The 21625-nt window shown below is 39.9% G+C and carries 18 protein-coding genes; 16 read left to right on the top strand and 2 right to left on the bottom strand.

Going from position 1 to position 21625, the window contains the following annotated elements; translation table 11 throughout:
* The first annotated feature begins 115 nt into the window (after positions 1 to 115).
* Positions 116 to 886, top strand: a complete 771-nt coding sequence (locus LY624_RS17165; protein WP_341803587.1) for a DeoR/GlpR family DNA-binding transcription regulator — start codon at positions 116 to 118, stop codon at positions 884 to 886.
* 95 nt (positions 887 to 981) lie between these two features.
* Positions 982 to 2802, top strand: a complete 1821-nt coding sequence (glmS, locus tag LY624_RS17160; protein ID WP_341803586.1) for a glutamine--fructose-6-phosphate transaminase (isomerizing) — start codon at positions 982 to 984, stop codon at positions 2800 to 2802.
* A 143-nt stretch (positions 2803 to 2945) separates the two neighbouring features.
* Here the strand turns inward: glmS and LY624_RS17155 are convergent, their stop codons facing one another.
* Positions 2946 to 3155, bottom strand: a complete 210-nt coding sequence (locus LY624_RS17155) for a hypothetical protein (protein WP_341803585.1) — start codon at positions 3153 to 3155, stop codon at positions 2946 to 2948.
* A 167-nt stretch (positions 3156 to 3322) separates the two neighbouring features.
* Between LY624_RS17155 and LY624_RS17150 the strand changes: the two genes are divergently transcribed.
* The 14 genes from LY624_RS17150 (at position 3323) to LY624_RS17085 (ending at position 19989) form a co-directional block, all read left to right on the top strand.
* Entirely contained in the window at positions 3323 to 4150 is an 828-nt protein-coding gene (locus LY624_RS17150; protein ID WP_341803584.1) for a TnsA endonuclease C-terminal domain-containing protein, read from the top strand.
* Positions 4134 to 6218 carry a Mu transposase C-terminal domain-containing protein gene (locus LY624_RS17145; protein ID WP_341803583.1) on the top strand — a complete coding sequence of 695 codons (2085 nt, stop codon included), beginning with the start codon at positions 4134 to 4136 and terminating at the stop codon, positions 6216 to 6218. Before LY624_RS17150 ends, LY624_RS17145 begins: the two co-directional genes overlap by 17 nt.
* Complete coding sequence (locus LY624_RS17140) at positions 6215 to 7885, top strand: AAA family ATPase (protein ID WP_341803582.1); 1671 nt, start codon at positions 6215 to 6217, stop codon at positions 7883 to 7885. The genes LY624_RS17145 and LY624_RS17140 overlap by 4 nt, the downstream gene beginning before the upstream one ends.
* Position 7886: 1 nt before the next feature.
* Positions 7887 to 9401, top strand: a complete 1515-nt coding sequence (locus tag LY624_RS17135; RefSeq protein ID WP_341803581.1) for a TnsD family Tn7-like transposition protein — start codon at positions 7887 to 7889, stop codon at positions 9399 to 9401.
* Complete coding sequence (locus LY624_RS17130) at positions 9388 to 11013, top strand: Tn7-like element transposition protein TnsE (RefSeq protein ID WP_341803580.1); 1626 nt, start codon at positions 9388 to 9390, stop codon at positions 11011 to 11013. The genes LY624_RS17135 and LY624_RS17130 overlap by 14 nt, the downstream gene beginning before the upstream one ends.
* Before the next feature lie 160 nt (positions 11014 to 11173).
* On the top strand, positions 11174 to 13666 hold the full coding sequence (locus tag LY624_RS17125) for a sensor histidine kinase (RefSeq protein ID WP_341803579.1): 2493 nt from the start codon (positions 11174 to 11176) through the stop codon (positions 13664 to 13666).
* Between the two features lie 4 nt (positions 13667 to 13670).
* Positions 13671 to 14336: a hypothetical protein gene (locus LY624_RS17120; RefSeq protein WP_341803578.1), complete on the top strand. Its 666-nt coding sequence runs from the start codon at positions 13671 to 13673 to the stop codon at positions 14334 to 14336.
* Positions 14329 to 14916, top strand: coding sequence for an HNH endonuclease (locus LY624_RS17115; protein ID WP_341803577.1), 588 nt, complete (start codon positions 14329 to 14331; stop codon positions 14914 to 14916). The genes LY624_RS17120 and LY624_RS17115 overlap by 8 nt, the downstream gene beginning before the upstream one ends.
* 142 nt (positions 14917 to 15058) lie before the next feature.
* Positions 15059 to 16660, top strand: a complete 1602-nt coding sequence (locus LY624_RS17110; RefSeq protein ID WP_341803576.1) for an N-6 DNA methylase — start codon at positions 15059 to 15061, stop codon at positions 16658 to 16660.
* Between the two features lie 72 nt (positions 16661 to 16732).
* Positions 16733 to 16975: a hypothetical protein gene (locus tag LY624_RS17105; protein ID WP_341803575.1), complete on the top strand. Its 243-nt coding sequence runs from the start codon at positions 16733 to 16735 to the stop codon at positions 16973 to 16975.
* Positions 16972 to 17685 (top strand): hypothetical protein, encoded by a 714-nt coding sequence (locus LY624_RS17100; RefSeq protein ID WP_341803574.1) that lies wholly within the window; start codon positions 16972 to 16974, stop codon positions 17683 to 17685. Before LY624_RS17105 ends, LY624_RS17100 begins: the two co-directional genes overlap by 4 nt.
* A gap of 300 nt (positions 17686 to 17985) precedes the next feature.
* Positions 17986 to 18126, top strand: coding sequence for a hypothetical protein (locus LY624_RS17095; protein ID WP_341803573.1), 141 nt, complete (start codon positions 17986 to 17988; stop codon positions 18124 to 18126).
* A 239-nt stretch (positions 18127 to 18365) separates the two neighbouring features.
* Positions 18366 to 18761, top strand: coding sequence for a helix-turn-helix transcriptional regulator (locus tag LY624_RS17090; protein WP_341803572.1), 396 nt, complete (start codon positions 18366 to 18368; stop codon positions 18759 to 18761).
* The gene (locus LY624_RS17085) at positions 18751 to 19989 is read left to right on the top strand and encodes a type II toxin-antitoxin system HipA family toxin (protein WP_341803571.1); all 1239 of its coding nucleotides are present in this window, start codon (positions 18751 to 18753) and stop codon (positions 19987 to 19989) included. The genes LY624_RS17090 and LY624_RS17085 overlap by 11 nt, the downstream gene beginning before the upstream one ends.
* A 729-nt stretch (positions 19990 to 20718) precedes the next feature.
* On the opposite strand, the gene LY624_RS17080 is transcribed toward LY624_RS17085, so the two are convergent.
* Positions 20719 to 21600: a haloalkane dehalogenase gene (locus LY624_RS17080; protein WP_130150873.1), complete on the bottom strand. Its 882-nt coding sequence runs from the start codon at positions 21598 to 21600 to the stop codon at positions 20719 to 20721.
* Positions 21601 to 21625 lie beyond the last annotated feature (25 nt).

The following is a 21625-nucleotide window of genomic DNA, read 5'->3' as shown; positions in this document are numbered from 1 at the left end:
CTTAATAGAATGATAAGTTTTCTCCCTCACTTTAATTTAAAACATTCACTTGCCATTTATGTTGTTTCGTTTAAAATCTCAAAACTTTCGAAACGAAACTTATGTGATCATATAAATGACAAAACGAAACACTCAACAACGTCGCCATACTATCTTAAGCCAAGTTAATGAGTACGGCGAGGTCGCTGTAGAGGCGCTGGCTGAGCAGTTTCAAACTTCAGAAGTAACGATTCGTAAAGATCTCACGGCACTTGAGAAAAGTGGCTTATTACTACGCCGTTACGGTGGTGCCATTGCATTGCCGCAAGAAATCGTTGCAAATAGCAACGAGAAAAGCGACTCGCTTCGCAAAATGGCAATCGCGCAGGCGGCTGCAAAGCTTATTAAAGACCATAACCGTATCATTATTGATAGCGGCCGCACTACAGCAGCGATGATCCCTGAACTTGCCAGTAAGCGTGGCTTAGTGGTGATGACCAATGCTATTAATGTCGCTAACCGACTGCTTTCATTAGAAAATGAGCCAACACTTTTGATGACCGGTGGGACTTGGGATCCGCATTCAGAATCGTTTCAGGGCCAAGTTGCAGAGAATGTTCTACGCTCTTACGACTTTGACCAACTCTTTATTGGTGCCGATGGCATTGATATTGATAGAGGCACTACAACCTTCAATGAATTAGTAGGGCTTAGCCAAGTGATGGCTGAAGCTGCCCGTGAAGTGGTAGTGCTGGTTGAATCAGAAAAAATTGGCCGAAAAATACCGAATTTAGAACTGCCTTGGCAGCGTGTTACCACTGTTATAACAGACAACCACCTAAGCGTAGATAAGCGTGAGGCGATAACAGCATGTGGTGTACAGCTGATCTGTGCAGAAATTGAATAACCCGTAATAAGACCGACAACACCTTATTACGCATCATTTATGACAACACATACCGCCCAAAGTAAAACACTTTGGCATGTGCAAAAGGAGAGATTATGTGTGGAATCGTAGGGGCTGTTGCAGAACGCCCAGTAAATAAAATTCTTGTAGAAGGCTTAAAGCGTCTTGAATACCGTGGCTATGACTCAGCAGGTGTAGCCCTCGTTGAAGGCAATGTATTAAATACAGTAAAAGCAGTGGGTAAAGTTGCTAATTTAGAATCAGCCCTTAATGCGGCAAATGTTAAAGGCACGACAGGTATCGCACATACGCGATGGGCAACACATGGCGGTGTAACTGAAGCGAATGCACATCCGCATATTTCGAATAGCGAAATTGCACTCGTTCATAACGGTATTATCGAAAACCATGCTAGCCTGCGTGATGCGCTAAAAGGTGATGGTTATGAGTTTTTATCAGAAACTGACACTGAAGTAATGGTGCACCTTATCCACCAACTTCGTCAGCAACACACTTCTTTATTGGCAGCAGTACAAGCGGCTGTTAAGCAGTTTGAAGGCGCATTTGGTACCGTTGTTTTTGATAAAGCGAACGACAACGAAATCATTGTAGCGCGCTCAGGTAGCCCATTGGTTATTGGTTTAGGTCTTGGCGAAAACTTTATTGCATCTGACCAACTTGCTCTATTACCTGTTACTCGTAGCTTTATTTACCTTGAAGAAGGTGATGTTGCTCGTATTACCCGTGACAGTGTGGAAATATTTGATGCAAACGGCGAGGCAGTCGAGCGCGAAGTGATTGAATCAAACATCACGCAAGATGCATCAGGTAAAGGCGAATATCGTCACTACATGCTGAAAGAAATTTACGAACAGCCCCTTGCTGTACGTAACACACTTGATGGCCGCCTTCACAATGATACTGTGGCAATTGATGCCTTTGGTGACAGTGCTCAGCAAATCTTTAAAGACGTAAAGCACGTACAAATTATTGCCTGTGGTACTTCATATCACTCGGGTATGGTTGCGCGTTACTGGCTTGAGCAGTTTGCAGGCGTGAGCTGTAACGTAGAGATTGCCTCTGAGTTTCGTTACCGTGAATCATTTGTACATGAAAACAGCTTACTTGTGACCATTTCGCAGTCTGGTGAAACAGCCGATACACTTGCTGCACTTCGTCTTGCAAAACAGCAAGGTTATATGGCGTCAATGACCATTTGTAACGTACCAGGTTCGTCACTGGTGCGTGAATCTGACTTAGCCTTTATGACTAAAGCAGGTGCTGAAATTGGTGTTGCATCTACTAAAGCGTTCACCACACAACTTGTTGGCTTATTAATGCTAACGGCGTCTATTGCTCAAGAAAAAGGCTTAGATCAAAGTGCGATTGTCAATGCAATTAAAACACTGCCTAACAAGTTAGAAGAAGCATTACAGCTTGCAGAAGGTATTGAAGATTTAGCTGAAGAGTTCGCTGATAAACACCACTCACTCTTCTTAGGTCGTGGCTCACAATACCCAATCGCGATGGAAGGTGCACTTAAGCTGAAAGAAATTTCATACATTCACGCTGAAGCATACGCGGCGGGTGAGCTTAAACATGGTCCTTTAGCGTTGATTGATGCTGACATGCCAATCATTGTTGTAGCGCCAAACAACGAACTACTAGAAAAGCTTAAATCAAACGTAGAAGAAGTACGTGCCCGCGGCGGTATTATTTATGTATTCGCAGATAAAGACTCAGCGTTTGAATCTGATGAAACAATGCGTGTAATTAACGTAAACCATGTAGATGACGTGATTGCCCCAGTTGTATATACAATCCCATTACAGCTACTTTCATACTACGTTGCGGTTATTAAAGGCACCGACGTTGATCAACCTCGAAATTTAGCTAAAAGTGTAACTGTTGAATAAAGCCTGTAGATTTTAACGTTCATGTTGTGACTTAGGAATATAGTTTCATCCCAAGTATTAAAGTATCACCCTAAGTAATAAAGTTTCATACTAGAGTGAGCTAAAAAAGCCGATGCAAGTCGGCTTTCTGTTTGGTTTCTTAATTACTCGAGGCGAGCTTTTTGTTTTGAAACGTATGTGTGGAATTCACCGTGTTGTAATCTGGCTTTTCCTGTACTTGCTTTTAGTTCTTTGCCCATCACCTTTAAGGTCTCTCGGTTTGATTCTGTCTGTCGCTTGTCAACTTTTCTGAGGTGGTGATTAAGTTCATAATCCTCAGAAAAGTTTACATAGTCATGATCACTTATGCTCATTTAAATATCCTTCTATAAAAAATAAAGCAGCATCTCGAATGAGCCGCCTTAGGTCTGTTGTGGTGATTACTTGGCTAATTTTCAAGCAAAAAATAACAAAGTAATAAATTTGCATCACACTTTCACTCTAGCTATGCTGAAATTTCAATCAGTTATAGCGGTATATTATGTCTAGGAAGGTTGGCCATACTGAGGCGCAATATAGTAAGTGGATTAAAGAAGGGCGCGGTACTGGCGAGTATCAAGATTATAAGCCGTGGTTAACGGTTTATGATGCGCCATCTGATGGCCGTGTACATCGAGTCTTTGGTTATAAATCCAAACGAACCCATCATTTATTATCCGATCTTGAACTATCCATGTTCTACTTGCTTGAGTGGCGACAGGATGTGCTGCAAGTCAAAGAGCAGTTTCCGCTTGAACGTGAGATAACACAAGAGTTAGCCGAATCCGCAGGTATCAAACACCCCAATGTTCGAGGTGTTGACCAATACTTATCAAGTGACTTTCTTGTTGAAACAACCTCTCGAGATCTCCCCTATTTTGCGCTACAGGCCAAATATGTCAGCACTTTTGAAGAACAGCGCAAGATAGAAATACTTGAGCTCGAGAAACGCTTTTGGCATGAAAAGCAGATCCCTTGGCAAATAGTCACAGAGCAAGAGATCCCAAAAGTCGTTAAAGCGAATATTGAATGGATTTATCCATTGCAAGGTGAGCATGAAGAAGCTTCAGACTCCGCCATTGAGCAAGCTAGATTCTATGCTGATTACTTTACAAAACACCCAGCTAAAAGCATTATAAATGCCTGCAAAGAGATAGATACCGCCTATGGGCTAGACTTAGGAGAGTCGTTGTTTGAGATAAGAGCGTTGCTGGCTGACCGTTACTTTACCTTTGATATTTTTACGCCAGTCCAAAAGCTACAAGTTGGTCATCTTAAACTAGGTAACGTTGAGCAAATTCAGGAGGTATTTCGTGTTTCAAATCAATGAAGTATTGCAATACGAACAAACCTTGTATCGCATTTTAATGGTATTTGATTACTACGTGCTTTGGATAAAAGTGCACGATGACAAAGCCTTTCCTGAGCTTGTTGAAATAGCTGAGTTAGAACAGGGCTTTCAAGATGAAGTGCTAAAACGTGCAGCCGACCCATATAGCGACATTGCTACTGTTATTCCAGAAACAGGCTCTACCGCTCAGTTAAAACGTGATGAAAACTATACTGCAATTAAGCCATTGGTAGAGCTTGATAACTGCTATGAACCGAAAGCGCGTGGCAAAGTTGTTAATCAAATAATGACTGAGACAGGTAAAACCAAACAGTCTATTTATCGTTTTGCCCGTAGATACTGGCAGCGCGGCCAGATCCCCAATGCATTATTACCCGATTATAAAAACTCAGGTGCCAAGGGCCAAAAGCGTCGAGCTACAACAAAGTTAGGGCGGCCGCGCAAATACATGCCAGGTACTGGCGCTTTAATTGATGATTTTGCGGAGAAGCTTTTCCGCATAGCGATTGAGAGACACCTATTAACCGACAAAGGTAAAACTTTTCGCTATGCACATAATCGTTTAAAAGATATCTATAGTCAGTACTTTCCAGATCTACCTGAAGAAGAGTTACCTACCTATTGGCAAATGGAGCATTTCTACAAACGCGAATATCGCCAAGTAGACAAAATTGAAGCGCAGGCAGGTGAAATAAAGCGAAAGAAAGATATTCGGCCACTAACTGGTACCGCCGCCGCAGATGTCTTGGGCCCAGGTATGAGATATGAAATTGACGCCACAATTGCAGACATCTATTTAGTGTCTGACTCTCAAAGAAGCAACATCGTCGGTCGCCCAGTGATTTACATGGTTATTGACGTATTTAGCCGTATGGTGGCTGGGTTTTATGTTGGTTTTGAAAACCCTTCATATGCTGCTGCCATTCAGGCAATACATATGGCCACGACGGATAAATCAGACTACTGCCGACAATTTGGTTTTGATATAACCCCACAGCAATGGCCGTGTATTGGCTTGCCTTCAGCACTGTTAGCCGATAGAGGCGAGCTGATGGGCCATCAAATTGAATGTCTTGAAAAGGGCTTTGGTGTGCGCGTTGAAAATACGCCACCATTTAGAAGCGAGGCCAAAGGGGTTGTCGAACGAGCGTTTCTCACCTTTCAACAAGCATTCAAACCGTTTGCAGCTGGTGTGGTCACTGGTACCAAAATTAAAAAACAAGGCGATAGAGATTACCGCTTAGATGCCAAGCTTACGATCCAAGAGTTTACTCGAATCATCTTAGCTTCAGTACTTTATCACAACCAATATCACGTAATTGAAGACTACGATAAAGCCGCTGATATGCCAACGGATTTACCAAATAACCCACTAGCAATATGGAATTGGGGCTTGCAGCATCGTACCGGTCGATTGAAAAAGCCAGCAGCTGAGCATCTTCGTGTGGCATTGATGCCAAGAACTCGGGCAACTATATCTGAATCTGGGGTCTGTATATTTGGTGTGTATTACACCAGCGCAGAGCTTTTAAAATTAGGTTGGATGCACCGAGGTAAGGAAGTGAAGCGCCCTAAAAGTGTGGAAGTTGCATATGACTTAGCAACAGCAGATCATATCTATATTTATCATGGCCCTAACAGTAATGACTACTTTGTGTGTCAGTTGGCAACACGTTCACGACAGTTTTCAGGCGCAAGCTTTTGGGATGTGTGGCAGCAAAATGAAGAGTTAAAACAGACGCATGCTGATGCAAAATTGGTTGCTGATGAGCAAAAGCGAGCCTTGGAGCGACAAGTGATAGAGGTGGTAAAGCAAGCAGAAAAGGCCGCGCCAAAACACATTGGTTTGCCGGATGCAGAACGTATTCGCAATATTCGTGACAACCGAGCAAAAGAAAAAGGGAAAGAGCGTAAAGAACGCGCCTATAAACCTGTGGAGATCGACACCAGTAAATCAGCCCAAGTGCATTATCTTTCTGAGCCCGATGACGATTTGGACTTTCCTGACTTTTCAGATCAATTGTTTAAGGAGGATGACGACGTATGAGCTTACCCTCTAACATCTTCCGTGCGGTGTATCAGGAATCTGAGATCGAGCGTTATAAAGACAACCCGTTTATTGAAGCGCTGCCCAGGGTGAGTAAAGTAGAAGAGCTGAAAACTAAGCTGGAGGGCAAAGTAAAATACAACCCCGCAGCAGGTTATTTTGACGCCAGAGAACGTGCTCATGAGTTATGTGGTTTGCTTGATGACTTCTTTCAACCTTTGTCGATACATGTGGCTCTTGAGGAAAAAATAGCGCTGATGATCCGCGGCGGCTATGTTGCCAGAAACATTGCAACTGGTCAGCTACAGCAACATTTACAAAACGGCTACGAACGCTTGATGTCGGGTGACATCAGTAGTTTTCGCTTTGCCGAAGCGCCCTCTACTGCACGTTGCTTATCACTTATCGGTTGCTCTGGATGCGGTAAAAGCTCCAGTGTGCTGCGAATATTGGCCACCTATCCACAGGCTATTTATCACGAAAAATATAATACTTACCAGCTCACTTATTTACGTATCGAGTACCCAGTGGATGGGTCATTAAAAAGCCTCTGCTTAAATTTCTTTCAGGAGGTTGATAAACATCTGCACACCGATCTCACTGAAAGGTATGGGCGCAAACGTCATAGTACTGAGGTACTACTTTCATTCATGGGACAAGTCGCCAACCAATATGCCATTGGTGTATTAGTGATTGATGAAATACAGCGTTTAGGCCGCAAACAAAAAGAAGGGCAAGAGCGCATGCTAGAGTTCTTTGTGGCTTTGGTGAATATTATTGGTGTGCCGGTGATTCTAGTTGGTACTCCCAAAGCAAGGCCGATATTTGAGCTTGAATTACAATCAGCAAGGCGCAGTACAGGCATCAGCTCTATGGTATGGGAGCCCCTGCTACAACACAAAAATAGAATAGATAAAGTAACGGGTAAGCCAAAGCCCACAGAGTGGCGATTGTTGACCGACAAGCTTTGGCAGTTCCAGTGGCTTATTCACCGCGATGAACCACTCACCGAAGAGATCCGCAATACTTGGTTCGAGCTGTCTCAAGGTGTGTTAGATATTGTGGTTAAGCTATTTGTGCTTGCACAACTACGCGCCATTATTACTGGCGTTGAACGGCTATCTTCAAAACTATTCATAAAGGTATTTGAGTCTGAATTACAGCCGATCCATCCCATGATTGAAGCTCTTAAATCGGGTAAAGCTAACAGCATCGCCAAATATTCAGACTTACAATACAAAGAGATTGATAAGCGGTTGTTGGAGCTCAGCCAGCAGATCTCCGAAGTTGCTGCTGCTAAGTCAGACACACTCCCTTTTGCGAGCGACTCAGAAGCCATGAGGCTTTATAACCTTTTGCTAGGCATGGGGTGTGAATCAGAGTTATTGGTAGCATTAGTGCAAAAAGCCATTAAAGATTATCCAAACCTACAGGTAAGAGGGCTTATTCCACTCGTTCTTGAATGGTATGAGCAAATGCCAAACGAAGTGGAGGGGCCAAAAGAAAAGCCGGTACTCATCAAGCTCAAGGACTGGCATACATTGCCTAGTGACGATTTACGTTTTGGCTATTCTCAACATAAAAAGCAATCGAATGAGCTTTACCAATACTACAAACAACAAGGAAAGATTTTTGATATGACCGTTTGGCTAAAACAAAGCGTGTAGCATGGCCTGTTTACCCGTACCTTACCCAGATGAGCTGCTGTATAGCGTAATCGCAAGGTATGGCGTGTATGCAGGTATAACCTCACCTAAGCAACTGCTTGATGAGGTATTCCAAAATCGTAAGATAATCGCTTCTGTGGCCTTTCAAGGGCATTTATCGCAGATCTCCGCTCATTATCAAGGTAATGCAGATTTAACACCATACAAGCTGTTACAGGGGCATACGCTTTTCTCGTTGTACTCATCTTTTGTGCACCCCAACATTGCAGCTCAAGCTAAACATGAGCTACTCACTGATTGCAGACACTCGGCAGAAGTACAGCTAGGTAAAGCAGCATCCAAAGTTAAAAGCCCTCACTATCTGCGTTACTGCCCTTTCTGTGTTACAGCGCAAGTTGAGCAATATGGAGAACCCTTTTGGACACGGCGCTGGCAGCTGCCTGGCTTATCAGTATGTGCAGAGCATGGCGCGCAGTTGATAAACAGCCCTATTTTGATCAGCGAAGCGCATAGGCATCAGTTTACTGCACTAAGCCCAAATGTACTTTTACATTCAACTCCAAATTTAACAAACAGTAAAATCTCGATGATAACGGCGTATGCTCAGCAGTTACTTAACTTGGCTGAACGCCTTATACATCCAGCGCAATGGAGCTATTTTTATCAAGATTTGGCGTATCAGCTAGGGTTTGTTCGGGGTAAACACGTATTACATGAGTTGATTGCAAACTTGGTGTTAGGATATTGGGGCAGTCATACCCTAAGCAGCTTTGGGATCGCTGTAAGCAAGGAAGATACTAATTGGTTAACGTGTTTGTTTAGAAAACACCGAAAATCATTTAGCTACCTTCAGCACCTATTGATATGGCAAGCGTGTTATGAGCAGAAGTTGGATATAGCAAATATACTCAGTACTGCTTCAGCATTACCACATACTCCTTACGAAGATATACCTATAAGTACTGAGCCTGTGGTTGTTGACCAAACTCGTCGCAGAAAGTGGCAACGTGTTGTGGCTAAGTTTGGCGTTCAAGGAGCCAGAACCAAAGGCTTTGCGGGTTTATATACGTGGTTATATCGGCACGACAATACTTGGCTAATGCAATTTAACCAAAACTCAGCAAAGCTAACAGTTATTAAAACTAATAAAGCTGATTGGCCAATAAGGGATAAACGATATGCTAGGCGATTAATATTTCTCAGGAATAAGCTTGAAATGCAGCTAAATGTTGGACGTAATACTAGATCGTGGTTTTGTATTCATGCAAATATCCCTTTGTCTCAGATCAAGAACTTAGAAAAGTTACCTTTATGTAAATTGTTTTTTAATAAATATTGTGAAACTATAGAGGAATACCAATGCCGTCGTATCGCTGTGGCATGTATTCGTTGTATTACAAAACATCAAATACTCAGAACTTGGCGAATTGAACGCATGGCAGGGCTAAACGAGAAAAGGACCCGACCACTCGCGTCGCAATTGCTAGGATTTGCAGTAAAGTATGTACCAAGTTGATCGATTTAAAACGCTACCAGACAACGCCAGAATACAGGCGTTGGGCAATCTTTTTAAATACAATAACCGCAAAACTTGGGATATAGGTGTTCGGATTGAAAACTCCACTCGCAAATCACTTAAGTTTAGTCAACTCCCCTATTTAAGTCGACAAGTCGTACTAAACCAAACGGCTGCCGCAATACCTCTGGGCTTTCCAATTGAATTTAGCTTACCTGATCGTGCATTTTGGCAAACAACTACGATAAAAGACTGTGGTTTAGTTAAATTTAAAGCTAGTGATGAGCAATTTCAAAAGTGCTTTGTATTTGAAAGTGCGGGCAGAACGATATACCTACCTCAGCTTGAATTGGCCAGAGCTTTATTCTTTACGAACAACTACCTTGCAAATGCTGCATTAGTTAATAATGCACTCGACTATGAATTTTACGTTGACAGCAAGCCCATTAACGATGATAAAGATTTCCCTCTTGATTTAGTAATCAACGCATTACCAACAACATTATGTCCAAAAGTATTGTTTGATAATGAAGGGTTCAAACATCAAATAGCTTGGATACTGTTAAATAGTGATATTAAAAACTCGTTTAACAGTATTTATCAGCACTTTGCTCAAGAGCTAATTTCAGCACCTAATTTACAGCGGTGGACTTTTCGATTCGATCCCCCTCAGCTTGAGAGCGTAAAAGTAACTGCAAGAGGTTGGAAGTCACCCGATGAAAGCACATGGTTTATCAATCGCATAGAATTATTGGATGGTTTGTTCTTCCCTGATATTTCGGATATAGGCTATTCACACCCAAGCTCAACTGAAAACAAGTCAGGCTCGGGTAAAGGGAAAAGCGGTACCTACCCACAGTTACCTACACAGCGGGAAATAAGCGAAGAAAGTGATGGTAGCGAAGATAACGAGTCCGCGTTGATATTCTGTGATGTGACACAGCGCATATACAACCGAGTCCCTCGCACCCGTAAAGTCTTTGCTAAACCTAGAAAAAACCCTGGTGGTAAAGAAGACGAAGACAAATCTAGCACCTTGCCACCTGACGTAAGCACAGATGACCCAAGCTCTCGAGGTGATACACCTAGAGCAGCCATCGATGGTTTAGGTGACTTAACTAACAACGCCCACTTATATATCAATAAATTTGATAGTTTTTTCAAAATGCTAGAAATATTAGAAAAAGAGCATGCTATTAAACAAAATAAGGCAATTATTCGCAAATTGCCAGCCGTTGGTCGTAGTAGAAGCCATTTAATGGCTGACAGGTCACCTAGATGTATGGCAATTGTAAGAATAGAGTATCAAAACGAAGGTTATTACTTTTTAGAGGTGGATACCTCTGATGGCAGAGCTTCCATTGCCACTAAAGTCATTTCAGCTCGAGCATTAGCATTAAAAGGCCAATTGCGAGACTTTATATCGGAGATAGATCAAGGTTTGCTTAGTAACCAATTTAGCTGGCCAAAGACATACTTTGATGGGCTGGTTGGGGAAGGTAATCACAAGAGTGTGTCGCACCAAAAGTCTAAGAACGAAGGTTGGTTGAGTGAGGAAGATATTGATAAGTGGGTCAGGCGATTTATTTGTAATCTAATTGATAAGCTATAAGTGGTATACTGAGAGGGACATTAAAGCATCCCTATAGGTTATTCTTTGTGTCAGTCTCAGTTACTTAATGTGTCTAATCTGATGAAAATAAAGGTACTTTTTGACCAATTAGTTATTTTATTGGCTGTTAGTTTAGGGAATTATCAAATCAAGGATATTTATGGCAAAAATTCCATTTGAAGTATCAGCAAGAGCTGCTCGCCTGATAGGGCGTGAAAATGTGTCTTCTGTCGAAGGGGCTATCACTGAACTAGTGAAAAATACTTATGATGCAGATGCAACAAGTTGCATCTTGCTTCTGCTTCCTGTTTACAAAAATATTCCAGAGCTAATTAAAGAAGAAGATTTTGTTCAACTGAATGAATATACACAAGAAGCTTTAAAGAAATATTATAGTAAACGTGGTGAAAGCTATGTTCTAGTGGCATTAGATGAGGAACAAAGATACAAGCTTGTTGAGATCCTGAAAGAAATTGTCGAAATGTGGATTATAGATAATGGGCACGGAATGTGTAGTGACACCATTAAAAAAAACTGGATGGTGATTGGAACAGATAATAAAGAAACTAGTTCAAAATCTCCAAAAAGAAGAGTTGTCAATGGTGCAAAGGGAATTGGTAGGTTTGCTTTAGATCGGCTAGGAAACAAGTGTGATTTATTTTCACATTCAGAGAAGGGGCTTATTCATTGGCAAGCTAAATGGTCAGACTTTGAAGGTAGGGGAAAAGTTTTAGGAGACGTTGAAGCTGATTTAGATTCAATAAAGGACTGTGATCTTCAAGCGCTTTTTATGAAATACCAATTAGAAGAACTAATACCGCTATACGAGCCTAGTGATAAAGCTGAAAGTACCCCAATCAACTTTTCAACAGGGACGGCAATTAATATTAGTTTTATGCGTGATAGATGGACTGATAAGAGTTTCAAAATATTGCGGAGAACGCTGTCATCACTCATTCCACCAAAGGAACAAAAAGACTTTAACATATATTTGTATGATGCACGTACAGATGATAGCTCTGATTGTTGGATTGAAAGAGATATTCCGGATGAATGTGATTACTCTATTAGTGCTTCCGTTGATCATACTGGAGATGTGTTAATTAAGATCGGAAGACACGAGTTTGATGTATCGCAAATAACACCAACTTTATTCACTCTTGACCAAATGAAAGAAGATGGGTTTTCCAAGGAAGATTTGGAAAAAGGTTATTTTAGTTATAATAAGGCGTTAAGTGAGCTTTTAAAGATCGATAATGATGAAGTGTTAGCTGACTATATGTCGATTGGTCCGTTTTCGTTAAACTTGTACTTTTTCAAACTTAAAATGCCCACAAAAGAAAATCTAAAGCGATTCCCATACAAAAACTATGATACTAAAGGTAGAGCTGAGTGGTTAAGTAATTCGGGTGGAATAAGGCTTTACCGAGATAACTTCAGAGTTAGGCCTTATGGGGAACCTGAAACTCATGCTTATGACTGGTTGTTACTTGGTCAGCGCGTTGCGTCAAACCCCGCAGCAGTAACAAGAATCGGTGGATGGAAAGTAGCTCCTCAAAATATAGCTGGAACCATTAATATTTCAAAAGATACAAACCCTCTTTTAGGTGATCAATCGAACCGAGAAGGCATTGCAAACCCAGGGGCATTCTCATTGTTCACTGGGATTCTTAAAGCGCTGATTAATGAGTTTGAAAGAGACCGGAGTATTATTTTTCATCATTTGGATCAGGCTTATAAAATTGATAACCCAGAAGAAGAAAAAAAGAAAAAGGGAAAATCTGCCGCGACTAAGGCTAGATTCAGTGGAGGGCAAGGTATGTCACCTGAGCAAGTATTAGATATGGCTCAGACTATTGAAATTAACGAAGCAGAGAAAAAAGAGCTAAGAGATGACAATCAATTGCTGAGAGGGTTGGCAACTTTAGGTACTGTACTAGTTTCTTTCTCACATGAGCTTAAGCAAATACAAGCTGGAATGAATAATAGAACGCTACGAATGGCTGGGGCATTAAATAAAGTCGTAGATGAGGAAAAGCTTGGGCAAGTGTCTCAGAGTTTAAATCCGTATAACATGCTTGAAAGATGGCAACGTGAGGACTCAAAAGTTTCTCACTGGGTTGACTTTGCTCTGTCGTCAGTAAAAGCAAAAAAAAGGCGTCGTCGTCTAATTGAACTTAATGATTATTTCGATAATTTAGCAGGACATTGGCAAAATTATTTAAAAGATAAAAAGACAGAGTTAACAGTAAATAAGTCAGTAAAAGATGAACTCTCTGTTATGGCTCATGAAATAGACTTGGATAGTGTGTTTTTTAACCTGATTATTAACTCTGTTGAAATATTTACCAATCCAAAAGCTCCTTGGATTGGACCTCGAAACATTACAATTGAAGTGAAAGGAGTTTCGCAAGGTTATATAACTCTCGAATATCATGATTCGGGACCTGGAATCTCAAAATCATTTAGAAAACCGGAAGACATCTTTATTTATGGTGAGTCCACTAAGAACACAGGTGATGACGATGGCGGGACTGGGATTGGGATGTGGATAATGAAAACCATCGTAGATGATTACAAAGGTAAGGTAATTATAAAAAATTCGGATACAAAGGGGTTTCATTTAAGAATTGATTTCCCTATAGCGGAGTAGTTCTATGGACAGTAATAAAATATGTATTTTATATGTGGATGAAGAAACCGATCAGCTTGCTGATTTTCAAGCTGATGCTGAGCTTTCTGATTTATTTGATCAAGTGCTTACCATAGAGCCACGCCAAAATTTGGCCGAAATGGTTGATGAAATATTGACTCTAAAAGTCGATGCCGTGATTTCTGATTTTGCTTTAAATGAAGCTGCAATAGTTGATTACAATGGAGATCAACTGCTGAATGCTATACAGTCTGTAAGGCACAATTTTCCTTGTTTTTTGCGTACCTCATTTGAAGATGATGCCGTTTCACATTCATCTGATGTCAACCGAGTGTATGTAAAAGCAGATAGTTTGAATCTTCATTCTCAGGCCAACTTATTCCAGAGGGTTGCAGCACAAGTAAAATCATACAATCGGATGTATCATAAGATGCAGCAAGAGCATTTTTCTTTAAGGGATAAACTGTCTAAGCAAGGGCTTAGTAGTATTGAAACGGAGCGATTAATTGAACTTGATGACATATTAGAGTCATATCTGTCAGCAGAGCAGAAAACTCCTAGCGAAGTTAAACGAATTGCGCTTGATAAATTTGATAAATTAATGGAATCTACTGACAACTTAATTAGTGAAATTGAATCTAAACTCGATGGGAATACACTTGATGTTTAGAGTGAGAGAAATAGCACCAAAAAGAAGTAAAGTCAGCACAAAAAGTAGGTATCAAGAATATCGTAATGAATTAAGAAAGGACTTTAATTTCTCTTGTGGATATTGTGATGATGCAGATGAATTTCAGGACAAATCTACATTCCATATTGATCACTTTGCTCCCAAATCTAAGTTTCCAGCATTAGAGTTAGATTATGAAAACCTAGTATATAGCTGCAGGTTTTGTAATGTTGCTAAGTCTAACAAGTGGGTGATGGGAGACCACCTTACTTCCCATGATGGTGAAAGAGGTTTCATAGACCCATGCAAGGAAGATTATGATGAGCATATCTACCGTGACATTAAAGGTATGATTTTGTCCAAAACGACATTAGGTTCATATATCATCAAAGAGTTAAATTTAGGTTTGATGAGGCATGAATATTTATGGAAGGCAAGAAAATTAAGGACGCAACGCCTAAAATTAATGGAATTATTGGATAAGGTACCCAAAGGCTCAAATAGCCGAGAGGAGTTACTTGAAGCTATTGTTAAGCTTATGGTCGAATATGAGAAATACTTTGCATGGGCATGCAGATAAGAGGTATATAATCAGAAATTTTAATGTAGCTGCAGACAAAAGCTACAAAATACATTAACCTTCACCACTAGGATGAAATGTTGATGCTTAAGCATTTACTTTTTGCAGCAGCTTTAATGACTAGTGGAATGAACTTACTAAAATGAGTAAAAAAAGCGGTTCGTATTATACGCCTGAAAGTGTGGCAAACTTCATGGTTTCGTATATGCGAGACAAATATTACAGTACGAACCAAGGCTTGAAAGTTTTAGAGCCTAGTTGTGGTGATGGTGTATTTCTTAAGGCTCTAAGTAATAACTTTGTAGATACAAAGCTAATCGTAGAAGCTGTCGATTTAGATAAGAGTGCTATTGAAAAAGTAACTCCGCTGCTGGATACATTTCATGGTGTATATAAGGTTACCAATGCGGATTACCTTGAATGGTGCTTCAAACATGATGTTAGATACGATTTTATTATCGGTAATCCTCCGTATATATCGAAAAAACTCTTAACGGAAGAGCAAAGAGAAAATTGCAGGAAAATTCACTCACAAAATACAGAGTTTGGTCGTGAAATTCACAATATTTGGACCGCTTTTTTGTGTGATGGTATCAGCCGACTAAAAGAAAATGGTGCAATGGCTTTTGTCCTTCCCGCTGAACTGCTGAAAGTTAAATTTGGTGAAAAGATTCAGCGAGCACTACTCAAAGAATTTCAAAGGGTTGAGGTTTTTACCTTCTCAAAGAACGTTTTTCCTAATATAGAGCAAGATACTATTATTTTGTTTTTATTCAAAAACAGCAAAGAACAAGGTTTGTACTTTACAACTATAGATAGCTCTAGTTGTTTGATTAAGAGAAAATTTAGGCTAAAAAGAAAGCGTTCTCTTGAAGCTATGAAATTGAAATGGAGTGCATATCCATTACTTGAGAAGCATATCAATAAGATAACTCACATTAAGAAGTGCCTACCTCCCATTCTATCTTATTGTGAAACCATTCCCGGTATAGTAACTGCGGCTAATGACTATTTTATTGCTTCTAAATCTGTTGTTGATGAATTTGAGTTGGGAGGGATTTCTACTCCAATTGTCCAAAAAGGCGTTTTTGTTAACGGTTGCGTTAAATTGTCAAAGGAAAAATTTAACAGTTTAGTTGAGGGCGGGAAGCCTGCTTTCTTTTTAGATTTATCAAAAGCAGATTTAGCCAATAAGAAACACCAAAATTACATCAATATTGGCACTCAACGAAAAATTGATCAGCGCTATAAGTGCACATTACGAGATAAGTGGTATGAGGTTCCTGGTGCTTGGGTACCAGAAGGGTTTTTCTTTAAAAGATGTCATGATTATCCAAAGTTAATTTTCAATGATGCAGATGCTTTAGTAACGGATGCGTCTTACAGGATAAAAATGAAGGGTGAATACGATATTCGCTCACTTATCTTTTCTTTCTATAATTCTCTTACACTGGCTCTATCCGAGGTCCAAGGGCGATATTATGGAGGGGGGGTATTGGAGCTTACACCTTTAGAGTTTAAATCCTTGCCAATTCCTTATATGTCAATTAATGAAGAAATGTTTAATGAGTTTGTTGAGTCATTTCACAAGAAGAAATCAATCCAAGATGTTTTGGCCGATAATGACGAGGTTTTATTGATCAATCACCTTGGAATGAGCCGAGGTGATGTAGCTTCTCTGAGGGAAATACGTGAGATATTAATGGCTCGGCGTCTGAGTATAAGTAAATCTCAGTTTAGTTAACTGTGGTTTCATACTAAACATTGATTTAATGTTTTTTTATATGTTGGAGTTGTGTCCATTAGGTACAATATATTGACTGAACAATTATTAGACATTAGACTTCGTTTACTATCTGGAGGGTATAAAATGAAAGCACTTATGGGCAATATAGCGAAACAGATTCGCAAGGATATTAAAGGCCGAATTGAGCTTCAGAAGTTTGTTGGAAGTGGAGAGGATTCTAGGGTCATCAAACTGTCTAATGGCAAATCTTATGTAATAACGAGTGAAAAAAGAACCACTGAGGATGAGAAAGAGTCAGAAACCACAGCATGAACATTGCTTTTCCTGCTTTCTTTTTGCTTGCACTTATTCTCCCAGGTTTCATTTTTACTAGCGCTTACGAGCGCAAGGAAAACACGTCCCTAGACAAGAAACCATTTGAAGCGTCTTCCGCAAGCAGCTTGTTTTGGGCTTTGTGTATACAGGTTCCTTTTGCATTCTCTATTCATACTTTTTATAAAAGCATTGATTTCGATATCTGTATTAAACTACTGATAGGTGTAAAGCTTGCTCAAAATGATATTGATTCTTTACAACCTGATGTTGGCCATATTGGGATGTATTTCTTAGTTTTGTATTTTTCATCATGGCTCTGCGGTAAGTTGGCGCAGGCAATAGTCTTTAAATTCAACCCGTATAAATCATCATTACTTTCATTTGATACTCCTTGGTACTACGAATTAAAAGGTAAGTTGTCATCAGAGTCTTCAGCTCAAATAATTAAAGTATCATGTTTATTAGACACAAAAGAGAGTTCCTATCTGTATTATGGATATCTAGATGATTTTTATCTGGATAGTGATGGGCAGCTAGATAGAATCGTGTTGTTTGATGTATATCGAAGAAATATTAAAGATGACGATGATGGCTCTGGTTGTGAACGCTACTACCAAATAAAGGGTGAAAGGTTAATTTTGAAATATAACCAGATCATCAACCTTAATTTAGAGTATCTATATATTTACGAAAAACCTGATAACTAGACGCTTTCCCACTCTTAAGTTGAAGCTTTCTGTGTATTTACGCTATGCTGAAATTTCAATCAGTTATAGCGGTATATTATGTCTAGGAAGATTGGCCATACTGAGGCGCAATATCGTAAGTGGATTAAAGAGGGGCGTGGTACTGGCTAGTATCAGGATCACAAGCTGTGGTTAACGGTTTATGATGCGCCATCCGATGGTCGTGTACATAGAGCCTTTGGTTATAAATCCAAACGAACACACCACTTATTATCCGATCTTGACCTATCCATGTTCTACTTGCTTGAGTGGCGGCAAGATGTGCTGCAAGTCAAGGAGCAGTTTCCGCTTGAACGCAATATAACAATAGAGCTTGCTGAATCTACTGGCATCAAATATCCAAATGTTCGAGGTATTGACCAATACTTACCAAGTGACTTTCTTGTTGAAACAACCTCATAGATTAACCACTTTGCATTAACCACATTAGCAAGTTAGTGACATACCGCTAAAAAAGACCCCAGCGTTTAGCCTTGCCCTCACTGCTACTATATAATAACGCTCAAGTATTTTGTTATTATATTAGAGCAAAATACACTAATGTTACTATATAGTATCGTTGGGGGTTTAAGGTTACTATATAGTAACTCTTGGTCGGTTTGTTATAATGTAGTAACATTACAGGTGAGTTAGGTGAACGTATGAAGCTATATGATGGTGAAATCTTAAAAAAGGCGCGTAAAGCGCAAGAGCTGACTCAGGCAGACGTTTGTAAAATACTCGGCATAGGCCGTAGACAAATCTCACAAATGGAAAACGGTGTTTTTGATGGGGGTCTAAAGTACTTCCTTAAGTACTTATCATTATTGAACTTAAAGATTGACATAATCAAAGGAACGAGCGGCTGGGTAAACGATGATGAATATAGTTATATACCCGATGATAAGAATTACCCAGAGAATGAGGAAAGGGCAACATATCAGTCTTCGAGCGCTGCAATAGCAAAGAAAAAACCAGCAGTATTACCAGGTATGGATGAATTAGATTCACTTGTTGATTTGTTATTTAAAAATTCGGGTGATAGTAATGACAAATAAAAACGCACACTACCCTAATCAAATTAAGACAATTGGTGTTAAGTCATTTGGTGAAAATGCAGGGGTTTTACAAAAACCCGCAGAGCATCGATTTACATACTCATCAGCTAATAGAATTAGCTTAACAATGCCTGTTGAAAAAAAGGTTTTTAATCATGGTTCATTGCACCCAATTTTTACTCAAAATTTGCCGGAAGGTGCAATTCGTGCCTACCTATGCGAACGGCTTATCAAAGCAAATAAGGATATTAGGTTTGATGATATGTATATGTTGGCGCTTCAATTTAGTAACGCAATAGGACACTTGGCCTACGGTAGCAATATTACCCAAGCTAAAGCGGAGCCGATTGGCCTTGAGGACGTACTTACTTATAAAGGTAAAGATGGTATTTTTGCGAGCCTCCTAGATCGTTATTATTTACATGGTGTAGCTTCTGGAATGCAGCCCAAGGTGCTCATTCCTGCAACTGCGACAAATGACACAGGGGAAAGAGCTACAGTTCAAACAGATGAATACATTGTGAAAACATTCGACGATGATTTTCCGCTACTCACGGTGAATGAGTTTGTGTGTATGCAAGCAGCAAAGGCGTGCGGCCTAAACCCACCAGCCTGTTACTTGAGTCAGGATTTGAGAACCTACGCTGTAAAGCGGTTTGATATAAAGCTAAAGCGAAAAATTGGGGTTGAAGACTTCACTGTGCTAATGGGTTCTGCAAATACTCAGGAAGCTAAATATCAGTCAAGCTATGAAAATGTAATGAATTTTACAGCAAAATACACAGGGGGTAACCCGCGTGAACTAAGAACGATGTACTCATATATTGTGTTTTGCATGTTGATTGGCAATGGCGACGCTCACTTAAAAAACTTCGCGCTAACTTACGATGGCATGATGGCCGATGTAACTGTTGCCCCCCCATATGACATCACACACACTCCAATTTATCCAGATATCGCAGATGAATCTGCATTAAAAATTAATGGTAATCGAGTGTGGCCATCTCACGCCGAGCTCGTTGATTTTGGTGATAAATTTGGTATTGCCAAACCAGCGCAAATAATAGAAGAATTTGCCGATACGATTGCTGATTATTTGAAGATTAGTGAGGAAGTAAGATTAATGGATGGATTAAGGGAGTCGATTGAGAAGTCCTTAAGCACCGCAAAGGTAGGTGTGTACACTTCAACCGGTTACACGCATAGAAAAAAAAGAAAATTCGAATAAGATAACAACAGACAGCTATTATCTGTCTGTTGTTAGTTAGTACTTTGGTTGCTTAGAACTGCCTAGATACAGGAGGCGGCAGTGACATTTGTAAGGAAAAAGCAAGGCGTGCCTTGCTTATTGTTTTGTTAAAAATCAACTGTTGTGGATGAACAATAAAGTTTCATACTGCTAGGTGGCGACTTGTAGCAGTAAAACTTTACCAGTTCTTGCTGTTTGTTCTACGAAACAAGTAATTTGTTTTAGTTTTTCACTGTTTTGTTTCGTTAAGGTGGTAAATATTTCAGGCTTAGTATGAAACTTTATTATTTGAATCGAGCAAGAATATAAGCTGTTACCTAAGTCCAGTATGAAACTCTATTTTTACAGCCTAAAATTTCAAAGCCAAAACACGGGCCCTACAGCCCCATTCAGTATGAAACTATATTGCTGGGCGACACATGTTAAAAGCAATAATAAACGTTCATACTTAGTATTTAAGTATGAACGTTCTATTTCAGCAATAGAGTTAACAGTTAATTACATGCTGGCAATGAAAATAAGCCGCTGTTCTACTCGATTGCTTAATGGTAACTTGATTCGCTTATAGCGAAAGTAAAAACTCACACCGCTAGAAATCATCTCAAAATCGTAATTATTTTAAGAGGTTACTTGATTTTTTTTAAAAGATGAGCCAATTAGCTTTCCAATAAACTACCGTTACTTTATTAGACCGTATTTCACTTTAATCTAGTTAGGTAACCATTCAGCAATCGCTTTGCCTATTTCATGCGGGGAATCTTCTTGAATGAAGTGGCTTCCTTTAACAGTGACTTCTTTTAGATTTGGCCAGGTCCTTACAAAATCTCTTGCAAAGCCAACGAGAAAAGCGCCAGGTTCAGCATTAATAAATAGTTTTGGAATATCCTCTGAGCTAGCGAGGAAGTTTGCATAACTTTGTACTATTTCTACGGTTTGCGCCGGTTCACCAGCAATAGGTAACTGGCGAGGCCCTGCAAGTGTTGCTCTTCGATTCTCCCCACTTTCTAAAAATGGACGACGATACTCTGCATGCTCTTTATCGCTTAAAGGACGTAAGATCGCAGCTGGAAGCAATGTTTCGATAAAAAAGTTGTCTTCTAATGCCATCTTTAGTCCTTCATCAGAACGTAGTGCTCCAATAGGGCCATGTAAATCAGCAGGAAAATCTTCCCATGACGGAAATGGCGTTACTATGGCTTCCATGAATGCGATAGCTTTTATGGCATGCGGATTTTGCTTAGCCCAATGAAAGCCAACTCCTGACCCCCAGTCATGTAGTACTAGTGTTACATTGTTTTTAATCTCAAGTTTCTCTAAAAGAGCGAAAGTATATTTACTGTTTTCAAATAAAGAGTAGCTACTGTCATCTGTTTGGCTGAGCTTGTCTGAGTCTCCCATGCCGATCATGTCGATTGCAATTAAACGTCCTTTTGATGATAAATAAGGCATTACATTTCGCCAAAGATAGCTGGAAGTTGGATTGCCATGAAGGAATACGATCGGATCGCCACTTCCTTCGTCTATATAGGCCATACGTTTGCCTAATACATTGCAATATTTTTTCGCATATTGGAGTGTCTCTGATTTCATATTGTATTCCTCTAACATTATTATA

The organism is Pseudoalteromonas sp. N1230-9 (assembly GCF_032716425.1).
Classification (GTDB): Bacteria; Pseudomonadota; Gammaproteobacteria; order Enterobacterales; family Alteromonadaceae; genus Pseudoalteromonas.
The sequence above is the reverse complement of the archived record's forward strand: the minus strand, read 5'-3'. Positions and strand labels throughout refer to the sequence as shown.